The sequence below is a fragment of the Deltaproteobacteria bacterium genome (genome assembly GCA_019912665.1).
In the GTDB taxonomy this organism is placed as follows: Bacteria; Desulfobacterota; GWC2-55-46; order GWC2-55-46; family GWC2-55-46; genus UBA5799.
Genome location: JAIOIE010000008.1, coordinates 213829 through 225902 on the forward strand (window position 1 = coordinate 213829; position 12074 = coordinate 225902).

Annotated in this window: 13 protein-coding genes and 1 tRNA gene; 2 read left to right on the top strand and 12 right to left on the bottom strand. The window is 57.3% G+C overall.

The genetic code is table 11. The features are described 5' to 3' along the window. Positions 1-59 precede the first annotated feature (59 nt). The 12 genes from K8I01_03720 to mdh all read right to left on the bottom strand — a co-directional run bounded on the left by K8I01_03720 (position 60) and on the right by mdh (position 10594). The gene (locus K8I01_03720) at positions 60-848 is read right to left on the bottom strand and encodes a 4Fe-4S dicluster domain-containing protein (protein ID MBZ0219526.1); all 789 of its coding nucleotides are present in this window, start codon (positions 846-848) and stop codon (positions 60-62) included. A 37-nt stretch (positions 849-885) separates the two neighbouring features. Next, positions 886-1719, bottom strand: a complete 834-nt coding sequence (locus K8I01_03725; GenBank protein ID MBZ0219527.1) for an FAD/NAD(P)-binding protein — start codon at positions 1717-1719, stop codon at positions 886-888. Between the two features lie 171 nt (positions 1720-1890). After that, positions 1891-2901 (bottom strand): 4Fe-4S dicluster domain-containing protein, encoded by a 1011-nt coding sequence (locus K8I01_03730; protein ID MBZ0219528.1) that lies wholly within the window; start codon positions 2899-2901, stop codon positions 1891-1893. 36 nt (positions 2902-2937) lie between these two features. After that, on the bottom strand, positions 2938-3831 hold the full coding sequence (locus K8I01_03735) for a 4Fe-4S dicluster domain-containing protein (protein ID MBZ0219529.1): 894 nt from the start codon (positions 3829-3831) through the stop codon (positions 2938-2940). A gap of 72 nt (positions 3832-3903) precedes the next feature. Continuing rightward, entirely contained in the window at positions 3904-4119 is a 216-nt protein-coding gene (locus K8I01_03740; protein ID MBZ0219530.1) for a hypothetical protein, read from the bottom strand. Positions 4120-4132: 13 nt separating this feature from the next. Continuing rightward, positions 4133-4606, bottom strand: a complete 474-nt coding sequence (locus K8I01_03745; GenBank protein ID MBZ0219531.1) for a hydrogenase iron-sulfur subunit — start codon at positions 4604-4606, stop codon at positions 4133-4135. 84 nt (positions 4607-4690) lie between these two features. Beyond that, entirely contained in the window at positions 4691-6664 is a 1974-nt protein-coding gene (locus K8I01_03750; protein ID MBZ0219532.1) for a CoB--CoM heterodisulfide reductase iron-sulfur subunit A family protein, read from the bottom strand. Positions 6665-6786: 122 nt separating this feature from the next. After that, a complete protein-coding gene (locus K8I01_03755; protein MBZ0219533.1) occupies positions 6787-7641 on the bottom strand; it encodes a CoB--CoM heterodisulfide reductase iron-sulfur subunit B family protein in 855 nt (284 codons plus the stop codon). Positions 7642-7802: 161 nt separating this feature from the next. Further along, the gene (locus K8I01_03760) at positions 7803-8210 is read right to left on the bottom strand and encodes a 4Fe-4S dicluster domain-containing protein (protein ID MBZ0219534.1); all 408 of its coding nucleotides are present in this window, start codon (positions 8208-8210) and stop codon (positions 7803-7805) included. After that, positions 8207-8767 (bottom strand): Fe-S-containing hydro-lyase, encoded by a 561-nt coding sequence (locus K8I01_03765; GenBank protein MBZ0219535.1) that lies wholly within the window; start codon positions 8765-8767, stop codon positions 8207-8209. The genes K8I01_03760 and K8I01_03765 overlap by 4 nt, the downstream gene beginning before the upstream one ends. Then, positions 8767-9603, bottom strand: a complete 837-nt coding sequence (locus tag K8I01_03770) for a fumarate hydratase (protein ID MBZ0219536.1) — start codon at positions 9601-9603, stop codon at positions 8767-8769. The genes K8I01_03765 and K8I01_03770 overlap by 1 nt, the downstream gene beginning before the upstream one ends. 55 nt (positions 9604-9658) lie before the next feature. Beyond that, positions 9659-10594 carry a malate dehydrogenase gene (mdh, locus tag K8I01_03775; protein MBZ0219537.1) on the bottom strand — a complete coding sequence of 312 codons (936 nt, stop codon included), beginning with the start codon at positions 10592-10594 and terminating at the stop codon, positions 9659-9661. A gap of 859 nt (positions 10595-11453) precedes the next feature. Between mdh and K8I01_03780 the strand changes: the two genes are divergently transcribed. Beyond that, positions 11454-11783 carry a cytochrome c gene (locus K8I01_03780; protein ID MBZ0219538.1) on the top strand — a complete coding sequence of 110 codons (330 nt, stop codon included), beginning with the start codon at positions 11454-11456 and terminating at the stop codon, positions 11781-11783. Between the two features lie 188 nt (positions 11784-11971). Then, positions 11972-12048 (top strand) — tRNA-Pro (locus tag K8I01_03785). Positions 12049-12074 lie beyond the last annotated feature (26 nt).

Below are 12074 nucleotides of genomic sequence, written 5' to 3' on the forward strand. Positions count from 1 at the left end.
CCGTTTGCCTTTCCAGAAAATATCGTTAAGCGCGCATCCCGCTCACGGGAAGTCGCCGTCTAAAGCTTGCTCGTATCCTTGGGCATCCACTTGCCGGATTCCGCGAGGTCCGGCTCCCTCTCGCGCTCGACGTAGAGCTTCTTCACGTCGTCCTGCTTCATGGCGGTCAGCTCCTTCAGCGAGCCCTCGTATTTGCCGCCCTTGACCTCCTCGACCCTCTTCGCGAGGTGCCCTGCCGCCGGGAGCATATATTTGCCGAAGACCCTCCTTACGAACATGGCCGCGTTGAACTGCGATATCTGGGCCGGGCAGCGCGAGGCGCAGAGGCCGCACATGACGCAATCGAAGCTCTTGTGCGCCGCTCCTTTAAGGTCGCCCCTCTTCATGAGCGCGATGTAGTCCATGACGTCTATGTCCATGGGGCAGGTCCTTGTGCATGTGCCGCATCCCACGCACTTGAAGACCTCGGGGTAGAGCGCCCTCAGTTCCTCGTGCGGGTTGCCGCTCACCTTGTCTATCTCGTAGCCCGGCCTGTTCGCCGGGAAGAACGGGAGCTGCATTATGACCATGTTCGGCTCGGCCACGGTCTGGCAGGCTAGCCCGGAGCGGAGCCTGTAGTCGCCCAGGAACCTGTAAAAAGTGCCGCACGCGCCGCATATGCCGCCCCTGCACCCGCACCCCCTTACATATGAGTACCCGGCGTACTCTATGGCTTTCATTATGGTCAGGGTCTCGGGGACCTGGTACTCCCTGCCCATTATGTATATGGGGATCATCTTCGCGTCCTTCGGCGGTATGGTCCTGTCGCCGGTAGCTAAGGTCGCGGTCCTTTTGTTATCGTCTGCCATGGCTTATTCTCCGGGCTCCTGCATTAAATTAACTGGATTAGAAATCGTTGTACATCCTCTTTATCTCGGCGGCCGTGTAAACCGGGCCTTCCTTGCAGACGTAGACGTCGCCAACGTTGCACCTGCCGCACTTGCCGACGCCGCACTTCATCTTGTTCTCTAATGTAGTATAAACGCTTCCCTCGTCGAAGCCGAGCTTGAGAAGCGAATTGAGGACGAACTTTATCATTATCGGAGGACCGCAGGTGACCGCCACGGCGTTCTTCGCCGAAGGCGCGGCCTCTTCGAGGACCGTCGGCACGAACCCGACCTTGCCCTTCCATTCCGGGGTCTCCCCGCCCGGGTCCACGGTCTGCACGAGCGTTACGTCGTCCCTCTCGTCCCAGCCCTTCAATTCGTCCTTGTAGACGAGGTCCGCTACCGTCCGGGCCCCGTACACTATAGTGATATTGCCGAAGTCCTGCCTGCGGTCAAGTACGTTCCATATGACAGAGCGGACCGGCGGAAGCCCTATGCCTCCGGCTATGAATACGATGTCCTTCCCCTTCCAGTCGTCAACCGGGAACCAGTTGCCGTAGGGGCCCCTGAAACCCATCGTGTCGCCTACCGAGAGCTGGGCAAGGCCGCCGGTCACGCGCCCGGTGCGCCTGAAGGTGCACTGTATGAAGCCCTTCCTCGTAGGCGAAGAAGCTATGCAGAAGGTCGATTCGCCGAGGCCGAAGGCCGAGTAGAGGCCGAACTGGCCGGTCTTGAACTCGAACGAGTCGCGGACAGCGGGGTCCTCGAAAACGAGCTTGAAGCTCCGCACATCCGGGGCTTCGTCCCTTATTTCCTCTATTTTCGCAAGCTGCGGAAGATAAATGTTATTCATAAGGCAGTGATTCTCGTCCGTTTTTTTTATATTTTCTTGCGTTCCTGTTTGCTCATAAAGCGCCTGGATACCAGGAAGGACAAGGGATTGAACCGCAGCATACTATTTTGGTATGTGAGGATTCAAGCCCGCCGTCCTGACACGCAGACAGGTGCTTTATGGGCAAACGAGCTATTTAGAGAACTCCTGCATGACCTCGGTTATATCCAGCCTCACCGGGCACACCCTAATGCAGCGGCCGCAGCCCACGCACCCCTTTGACGAAAACTTCTCGGGGTAGAAGTTGAACTTGCACATGAAGCGGTTCCTCCACCTCTGGGGCTGGTGCTCCCTGGGGTTGTGGCCGCTAGCGTGCAGAGTGAAGGAGTCGTACTGGCAGGAGTCCCAGTTCTTTCTCCTCTCGCCCTCGAAGGCCGTGCCCTCGTCGGTTATGTCGAAACACCTGCAGGTGGGGCAAACGAAAGTACAGGCCCCGCAGCCGATGCACTTCATGGTGAGCTTCGTCCAGACAGGGTCGTCGTAATGGGCCGTGTCCTTGAGCCTCTCGGAGACCTTCCTTAAATCCACGTCAGGGACCTTCTCCGGCTTGAAAAGGGGCTTCTCTTTTGCCGCGCCGGAGGTGAAAACGTCGGCATGGGTATCAAGGAACTTCTTCCCCTTATCAGTCAAACCGGTTACGGTATACCCGTTGTCCTCGGTCTCCCTGAGATATACGTCAGCGCCTTCCGTCGAGTCCGGAGAGAGCTCGACGGTCGTGCAGAAGCAGGCCTCGTCGCCGCTAGTGCAGCCGACGGTTATGACTACCGTCCTGTCTTCCCTCTTCGTGTAGAACTCGTCCACGAAGTCCCATGTGAAAAGGGTCCTCAAGCCCTTAAGGCTCGCGGCCTCGCACGGCCTCGCTCCGAATACGACGGTGTCCGGCGCGTTGACCTCGACGCCTTTGAGATTAACCGTGTTTTTGTTCATCGAGAACTCGGCTATGACCTCGGTCTGCGGGAAGAGGAACTCCTTGAAGGAGTTCCTTGCGAGGATGTAGTCGGTCGCGACCTCCTCGGCGGATTTGACGCTCCTGAATACGACCTGGCGCGTAACGAGAGCTGGCGCGACGAACCTTCCGCCCTTAGCCCTTACAGAGTCGATCAGCTTTCCGAGGTCTTCCTTTTTAAGAGTCTTGTCAGCCATAGATACCGTTTTCATCCGCCCGCGTAGCGGGCAGGGTCATTTGATGAAGTTTTCCTTGTCGTCAGGGCTAAAGACTATCATCGGCGGATGCGCCTTTTCGTCGTAGCCGGATTTGAAGTCAAACGCGTCCTTGACGACCATTATCATCTTCTGGTTCATCAGGTTCAAGGGAATGTTCACCGGGCACGCCCTCTCGCACTCCCCGCAGAAGGTGCACCTGCCCGTAAGGTGCATGGCCCTTATGAGGTTCCACGAGAGGTTCCCCCTTGGATGGGCCGAGGTCTCTATCCACTGGGGCATGTTCTTCTCGGTTATGCACCTCTCGCAATAGCAGAGCGAGCAGACCTGCCTGCAGGCGTAGCATTTTATGCACCTCGAGAACTCGTTTATCCAGAAGGTCCACCTTTCGGAGGAGGATTTGGAGTCGAGGTCCTTTATCTTGTCAAATACCATGCCCGTGGGCTCTTCGGGCGGCGCGAAATCGACTTTATCCCCCACGACGAAGTCCGAAAGGTGCGGATTCCTAACGTCGCAGTTGTGGCACTTGGTCGGCATTATGTTGGGTTTCAATTCCCCCTGCCAGAGGTCCTGCTTGTAGACGACCCCCTGGCACGTCATGCCGACTATATAGACGTCCTCGCGCTTGATCTGCGCCTCTGATATGAGGACGGCAATGTTCCTTATATCGCAGCCCTTGGCCACTATCGCTGGTTTTCCGAGGGCCTGGATGTCCTTGAACTTCCGCGTAAGATAGACCGAGAGGTTATTTACGCAAAGGGGGTTCCAGACGAGCTGGTCCGCGTCAACCGGGTCGGTTATGAATACCGGGGTGGTCCTCGTTTTGGTCCTGTTCCAACCGTAGCCGATTACGACCTTTACCTCGCCCGAGGTAAGTAGCTCTTTAGCCTTCTGCCTTAATATGTTTTCCATCAAGTGCGCCTTCTGTCCAATTTCTTATGAGGCATCTCCACCGCCTCTGCCATTCCGGTTAAGCCAAGGCCCCTAATCGAGGGAGACCTTGAACTTGAAGCATTTTACCTGCTTTAGCCCCTCTGCCCCGGCCTTTCTCACGTGAATCTGGACGGCGGCCTTGAGGTTCTCGAAGGCCTCCTCGGAGCTTTCTCCCTCGGATTCGACGTCGAGCTCCGGGCAGTTGGCCCTGTAAGTGCCGTCCTCGCGCTCGATGAGCACCGCGCTTACCGATATCTCGGTTCCCATTCCGCCGCCTGTCTTATTCGAGTTCGTTTTCCTTCAGCCCCTTGTACTCCATGAAGGGGCCGAGGGCCTTTACCTCGTCTGTAACCTTATTTATGAGGTCCACCCATTTGATGGCCTCGGAGGCCGAGACCCACGAGAAATGGAGCCTCCTCATGTCTATTCCAGCGAACTCCATAAGGCTCTTGAAGCCTATCCAGCGCCTCCGGGCGTGGTAGTTGCCGGTCGTGTAATGGCAGTCGCCCGGATGGCAGCCGGAGACGAGCACGCCGTCGGCCCCGTTCTCGAAAGCCTTGAGGATGAAAAGCGGGTCTATCCTCCCGGTGCAGGGGAGCTTTATTATCCTCACGTTCGGCCTGTACTCCATCCTGCTAGTGCCCGCAAGGTCGGCGCCCGCGTAGGTGCACCAGTTGCAGACAAAGGCCATTATCTTCGGCTCAAAGGAGCCTGAAGCGGCCTGGGTATCTTCTTTATCGAGATGTGCGCTCATTTACTGACTTCCTTTTATCTGTCTGTCCGGTGCCGCTCATAAATGCCCTGACAACGCAGACGGGCGTTTAGGGGCGGCACCCCCTTAAAACGCGTTTATGGCCGCAAACACCTGCTCGTCCGTATAGCCCTTCAAGTCTATGGATTTCGACCTGCAGGCCGCCACGCAAACTCCGCAGCCCTGGCAGACGCCGTCGTTCACCTTCGCGACCCACTTCACTATGTTGCCCTTCCGGTCCTTTATGGCATCCCTCTCGATTGCCGTGTAGGGGCAGGCTGTCAGGCAGTCCCAGCAGGCATTGCAGGTCGTCTTGTTTACAACCGAGGTTATGGGCTCCCTTGCCATCTCGTCGGCTGAGAAGAGCGCCAAGACCTTGCTTGCGGCAGCGCTACCCTGCGCGACAGAATCGGGTATGTCCATTGGGCCCATGCATGAGCCGGCAAGGTATATGCCGGCGGTGACCGTCTCCACGGGCTTCAACTTCGGGTGGTACTCGTTATAGAACTTGTGCTTGTCATAGCCTATGCCGAGCCTCTGGGCAAGCCCGTCCGCGCCCTCCCTCGATACGATGGCGGTAGCGAGGACGACCATGTCGGCCTCTATCTCCACCTGCGAGCCGCTAAGTGTGTCCGCGCCCTGGACTATGACCTTTCCGTCTCTCTCGTATACCCTGGAGACCCTGCCCCGGAGGTACATGGCGCCGTCGTGCTCTATCGCGCCCCTTACGAACTCCTCGTACCGCTTGCCTCCGGAACGTATGTCCATGTAGAAGACGTAAGCCTGGCCGCCGTGCACCTTGTGCGAATAAAGCTTGGTGTGCTTGGCCGTGTACATGCAGCATATCTTCGAGCAGTAGGAAACGCCCTTTTTCTCGTCCCTCGACCCAACGCACTGGATGAAGACGACGCTTTCCGGGACCTTGCCGTCCGAGGGCCTCCGTATCTCGCCCCCGGTCGGGCCGGAAGACGACGCGAGCCTTTCGAACTGTAGCCCGCTTATGACGTCCCTTATCCTGCCGTATCCGTATTCCCCGAAGCGCCCGTTCGGCATGAGCTGGTAGCCCGTGGCCACCACTATGGCCCCGACCTCTTCGGTCACGAGCTTGTCTTCCATCTTGAAGTCAATGCACTTGGGGCCGCAGACTATGGCGCATGCGCCGCACTTGTCCTTCTGTATCTTTGGGCAGTTCGGCGCGTCGATGACGGGGATGTTGGGCACGGACTGCGGGAAGGGCGTGTAGATGACCTTCCTTTTATTCAAGCCCAGCTCGAATGCGCTTTCCACCTTGAACGGGCACTTCTCCGTGCACTCGCCGCAGCCGGTGCAGCGCTCCTCGTCGACGTACTTGGACTTCCTTCTTATGGTCACGGTGAAGTTGCCGATGTAGCCGTCGACCTTCTCGACCTCGGAATAGGTGTAGAGGGTTATGTTCTCGTTAAGCTCGGCCTCGACCATCTTGGGCGTAAGGATGCACTGCGAGCAGTCCATCGTGGGGAAGGTCTCGGAAAGCCTCGCCATGTTGCCGCCGATGGACGGCTCCTTTTCGACGAGTATGACTTCCCTTCCGCCCTCCGCTATGTCCAGGGCCGCCTGGATGCCCGCGATGCCGCCGCCTATGACGAGCGCCTTTTTCTTTACGGGTATCTTTATCTTTTTCAGAGGCTGGTTCTTCTTGAGCCTCTGTATGGTCATCCTGGTAAGGTCGATGGACTTTACAGTGCCGGTCGCCTTGGTCTTGTCGTGGTGGACCCAAGAGCACTGCTCGCGGATATTGGTTATCTCGCACTGGTAGGGATTGAGGCCAGCTGCCTCGGAGGCCTTTCTGAAGGTCTTCTCGTGCATGTGCGGAGAGCAGGCCGAGACGATAATGCCGTCGAGGTTATTTTCCTTGATGGCCTGCTTGAGGGTCTCCTGCCCGGGGGAGGAGCACATGAACTTGTAGTCGCAGGTGTAGACGACACCGGGGATCTTGGCCATCTCCTCGGCGACCTTTTTGGTGTCGACGGTAGCGGCTATGTTATTCCCGCACTGGCAGACGAAGACTCCGATTCTCGGCATAAGAGGACCCTCAGGTAACTATAACTAAAGACACTTCAGTTGAAAACCACTCTACAGCTTCTGTCTTTGCTTCATTCATGAGATTGCTTCGGCTGGCTTCGCCAGCCTCGCAATGACCGGACCTAAACTATCCCCTTCTTCTTGAGAAGCGGCATTACGTCAGTTGCGTTCTTCTCTAACCCGAGGGTTTCGATCTCCTGGCCGAGGGCAAGGCCCAGCGCCTGGGTGAAGTATATTACGGGCACTCCATTGCTTGCGGCCGCGCCGCGGCTCTTCTCGAGGTTGTACTGGCAGAGGGGGCAGCTCGTTACTATAAGCTCCGCGCCCATGCCCGCAGCCGAATCGATTACCGCCCCGGAAAGGCGAGTGACTACCTCTTCGTCGTTCATGGCGAGGTGCGCGCCGCAGCATTCTATCCTGTTAGGGAATTCGACAGGTTCGGCCCCGAGGGCCTTAAGCAAGTCCTCGAATATGGTCGGCCTCTCGGCGTTGTCTATGCCCATGTCCTCAAAGGGACGAAGGAGCATGCAGCCGTAATAGGCCCCGGCCTTTATGCCCTTCAAGGGCCTCTTTACCGCCTCTTTCACCTTGTCAAAGCCCACACGGTCGCGGAGCACTTCGAGGTAATGGAGGACGTTGAGGCTCCCGTCGTATTCCTCTTCTATGAAGCCGTTTACGACTCCCCTCTTCTCCCTGCTGTCCTTCAGGACCTTGTTCGTCCGCTTAAGGACGTTATAGCAGACCGAGCAGAGGGTCGTGAGCGTGTCGCCTTCCTTCCGCGCCCCGGAGAGGACCTTTGCCGGGGCGGTGAGGCCCATGAGGTTATCAGGGGCGAGCGGGAATGTCGCGCCGCAGCAGTTCCACTGCTTGAGCTCGGCCATTTCGAAGCCTACCGCAAGGGCGGAGTCCCGTGCGGAGGAGTCGAACTGCTTGGCGACCGTGTTTAATGTACAACCGGGATAATAAGGTATCTTCATAAGGACCATCTGAAAACTTAATTGTTTTACTTGCCTTCGCGCTTGAAACGTCCGGATGCGAGGAAGGGCAAGGGATTGAACCGCAGCATACTTTCCTGTATGTGAGGATTCAAGCCCGCAGCCCTGACATAGCAGACGGATAGTTTCCTTGCATGACGCACTCAGCTCACGAACTTCCTGAATCCGCAGACAATAGCCTGCTGCGGCGCCTTCTTGAGTAGCGGCATCGGGAGGTCCTTTACCTCCACCCTGTCACCGCCTTCCCTTAAGGCGTCCTGCCTCATGGCCTCCAATACCGCCGCCACGCTGCAGCCCTTCGGGCACCTCGAATAGCACTGGAGGCACCCTACGCAGAGCCACATCGAGTTGGCCGCCTTCACCTCGTCAAGCTTTCCGAGCTGGAGCATCCTCATCACCCTGGTCGGGGGTATCTCCATCTTATAGGAGACCGGGCACCCGGCAGAGCAGTTCCCGCACTGGTAGCACTTTTTGAGGTCCTCGCCGCTAAGGCGCTCGACCCTCGCAACACCCTTGCTCTGGACGTCGGCATTGGAAAGAGATATCTTCAAGAGACTCTCCTGTACTTTTGAACGCCCTGGAGGAAGAGGTCTCCTCCCTCGGCGTCGTTCACCACTATCGCGGGGAAATCGACCACCTCGAGCCTTCTTATGGCCTCGGGCCCGAGGTCCTCGTAAGCGACTATCTCAGCTTTCTTTATGGAGCGCCTTATGAGGGCGGCCGCGCCGCCGACGGCAGCCATATAGACTGCCTTGTGCTTCCTAATGGAATCGAGCACCTCTTTGCTCCTGGCGCCCTTCCCTACCATGCCCTTCAGGCCCAGCTCGATGAGCCTCGGGGTGTAGGCGTCCATCCTGCCGCTGGTCGTGGGCCCCGCAGAGCCGATGACCTGCCCCGGCCTCTCGGGCGTGGGGCCGACATAATAGATTATCTGGCCCTTTATGTCGAAGGGCAGTTCCTTCCCGGCGTCAAGAAGCTCTATAAGCCTCTTGTGCGCGGCATCCCTGGCAGTGTAGAGGACCCCGGATATGAGGACCTTGTCGCCTGCCCTGAGCTTCCCGACTATCTCGTCGGAGAGAGGTGCGGATATCCTTACAGGCTCTGACATCAGATCACCGCTTCCTTGTGCCTTCCGGCGTGGCACTGAATGTTCACGGCCACAGGTAGGCTCGCTATGTGGCAGGGATGCGCCTCTATATGCACGGCGAGGGCCGTGGTCCTGCCGCCGAAGCCCATTGGGCCAATGCCGAGGTCGTTTATCATCTTAAGGAGGTCCGCCTCAAGCTGAACGAGGTCCGGGTCCGGGTTCTGCGTGCCGACCGGCCTCAAAAGTGCCTTCTTGGCGAGTATCGCGCATTTCTCGAAGCTCCCGCCTATGCCTACGCCTAGGACGATCGGCGGGCAGGGGTTTCCGCCAGCTTCCCTAACGGTCTCGACCACGAATGCCTTTATGCCTTCGACCCCTTCGGCGGGCTTGAGCATCTTAAGCCTGCTCATATTTTCGCTGCCCGCGCCCTTGGGGGCTATCTTTATCTTGACCTTGTCCCCTTCCACTATCGAGGTGTGGACGATTGCCGGAGTGTTGTCTCCGGTATTTATCCTCTTAAGGGGGTGGCAAACCGACTTCCGCAAAAAGCCGTCTTTATAGCCCCTGCGCACGCCTTCGTTTACGGCATCGTAAAGCGGCCCGTCAAGTGCGACATCCCTTCCCAGCTCTACGAAGAAGACCGATATGCCCGTATCCTGGCACATTGGGAGGCCTTCGGCCCCGGCTATCTCGAAGTTCTCGATTATCTGGCCGAGCACCTCTTTGCCGAGGGGCGACTCCTCTTTCTCGCGGGCGGCCCGGAGGGCCGATGCCATATCGGGCTCGAGGTCGCAGGCCGCGCTTATGCAGAGATCCCTGACCTTGTCCGTGATGTCCTTTGTTGAAACCTGTCTCAAATCCGAAACCCTTTCCTACCAGCCTGCATGAAATTTCGAGTTTTTCAGCTACCTGCTACTTCCCTATCTGCAGGTCCTTTATAAGCCCCTGGACAGCGGAAACCGAATCATCAAAGGCCTTCTTCTCGTTGCCGTCGAGCTCTATCTCAATTATCCGCTCCGCGCCGCCCGAGCCCACTACCACCGGCACGCCGATGAATATGCCGTCGACCCCGTACTGCCCGGAAAGGTACGCGGCGCAGGGCATTACGCGCTTCTTGTCCTTTATTATGGCCTCGCACATTTCGGCGACTGCGGCCGACGGGGCGTAGTAGGCGCTACCCGTCTTGAGGAGCCCGACTATCTCTCCGCCCGCCTTCTTGGTCCTCTCCATTATGGAGGAGAGCCTGTCCGCCGAAATGAGCTGGGTGACTGGTATGCCGGAGACGGTCGCGTATCTCTTAAGCGGCACCATCTCGTCGGCATGGCCGCCTATGACCATCGCGTGAACGTCCTGCATGGATACGCCGAGCTCCATCGCGATAAACGACCTCATGCGCGAGCCGTCGAGCGCTCCGGAGAGGCCCATTATCCTCTCAGGCGGAAAGCCTGATAGCTTCCATGCCGCGTATACCATTACATCGAGGGGGTTTGTTACAATGAGGAGATGCGCGTTCGGCGAGTATTTGACCGCGTTTTCTATGACGCTTTTCAAGATGCCGACATTTGTGTTGATGAGGTCGGACCTGCTCATGCCGGGCTTCCTGGGGATGCCTGCGGTGATTATAATGACGTCCGAGCCGGCGGTGTCCTTGTAGTCGTTCGTGCCCGTGACGTTCGAGTCGAAGCACTCGATGGGAGCGGCTTCCATGAGGTCGAGGGACTTGCCCTGCGGCGTGCCCTCGACAATGTCGAGGAGCACCACGTCCCCGAGCTCCTTTGTGGCGACCCACAGGGCCGTTGTGGCGCCCACGTGTCCAGCGCCTATAACCGTAATCTTTTTCCGGGCCATCCGACCTCCTTATTCGAAAACTCCCCGCGAAAGGGCCTTGGGACTCTGGGGGACCTTCGGCACAAAAGGAAGCTTTATAGGTTCGATTGCATCCCGAATACCTCGGGTATGCTCAATTTCAGCCGGACAAGGCCCAGGCCCCCTCAATCAAGATCAGGGGGCCGTGGCGAAAAACGCTTGTATTCAGGTCGAAAAAGCCCCCGGTTTTTCAAGCTAAAATGATTTTTCGGGCGGGTTGGGCCTTGGAAGGCCAAGAAACCGGAAACAACAGTGCCAATGCCGAATGGGAATAATATTACTCAGGTTTAAAATCCGGCTTTCTATTAAGGAGCCCCGCCATGCCCTCCGGCCAGACGGCCGGACAATTTTCATTGTATACAGTATACAAATACGCCTGCCCTGTCAAGAGGAATTCTGGAACGGGCCTGAGCGCATAAAAAGAGGACCGGGACTCAACCCGCCCTCTGCTATCGCCAAAAACCGTGGATAATCCCATGCCTGGGAGAAAAACCTTCAAAAAACAGGGGTTTCAATCGGGATAGGGGTCCGGTCATTCAGACCGCCTGAAATAAATACCGGTGCCGGATAGCGCCCCGGAAAAATTGCAGTATACTTAAATTCTAACAAGTCGCCGAAAAACTCAAAATCACATTCAGGCTGCTCAAAAAGCTCCAGATGCAAGGAGTCGAAAAGTGAGGAATGAGGCGTACTTTTATAGTACGTCGCAGTGACGAGCTTTGAAGACGACACAGCAGATGGGGCTTTTTCAGCAGCCTGCAAAAAATCCTGTTGCCTGCCATCGTACGCAGCCTTAGGCCCCGAAGGGCGGGCGCCAGAGAACCCAAAAGGAGGAAGCATAATGAAAAGACTATTCGGATTAGGTCTCGCCGCCGCAGTAGCGATAACCGCAGGCTCCGTTTCCTTTGCCGCTGACGGGGGCTCGGTATTCAAGTCGAAGTGTTCCACCTGCCACGGCGCTGAGGGGCAGGGCACCGCGATGGCCCCCGCCTTCAAGGGGAACGCGTTCGTAAAGAACAGCGCGGAGGAAGAGATTGCAAAGGTCATCAAGGAGGGGCGTAACGGCGCTGATAAAAAATATAAGGAGTTCGCGATAGGGATGCCGAAGCAGACCCTTAGCGACGATGAGATTAAGGCCGTAATAAGCCAGATAAAGGGCATGGCGGGTTAGCAATCTTTTTAATATGGTTTGGGAGAGGCCGGGGCAGGCGACCCGGCCTTTTTTCGTTTGGAGGCGGCCACGGGCAGCCGAACGGGAGCGGGGGACGGTTAAAGGCCTTGCAAATCAAGACTTATCCGTGGTAAAAATTAAAGTTTGCCGGGGAAATCAGGCCGAAAGGCCTTTAAAAACGGCTTATTCGGGGCGTAGCGCAGCCTGGTAGCGCATCTGCTTTGGGAGCAGAGGGCCGGAGGTTCGAATCCTCTCGCCCCGACCAATTTCAACCTAAACCGCACTTTCATC